The organism is Pseudomonas sp. PME37.24/025, from assembly GCF_055556615.1.
The window spans coordinates 1-259 of the sequence record NZ_JBVHNK010000330.1 but is presented as its reverse complement, the minus strand read 5'-3'; the positions used below and the strand labels follow the sequence as shown (position 1 = coordinate 259).

The window sequence follows — 259 nt, the reverse complement described above, 5'->3', positions numbered from 1 at the left end:
GCACCGGGCGTGACTGTCGTCGATGACGGCACTTTGCTCAATGATGCGGGTGGCGGGCGTCGCGGCTCACTGTCGATCGACGACGAAGGCACCCCGACGCAGGAAAACGTGCTGATCGAGGACGGCATCCTGCGCGGATACATGCAGGACCGGCTCAACGCGCGGCTGATGGGGGTCGAACCCACCGGCAATGGACGCCGCGAATCCTATGCCCATGCGCCGATGCCGCGCATGACCAACACTTTCATGCGCAGTGGCA

The 259-nt window shown here is 64.5% G+C and carries 1 protein-coding gene; it reads left to right on the top strand.

The annotated features are described in order from the left end of the window. Positions 1–259 (top strand): metallopeptidase TldD-related protein (locus ACZ3HH_RS30585; RefSeq protein ID WP_465810403.1); only part of this gene is annotated, 259 nt, incomplete at both ends.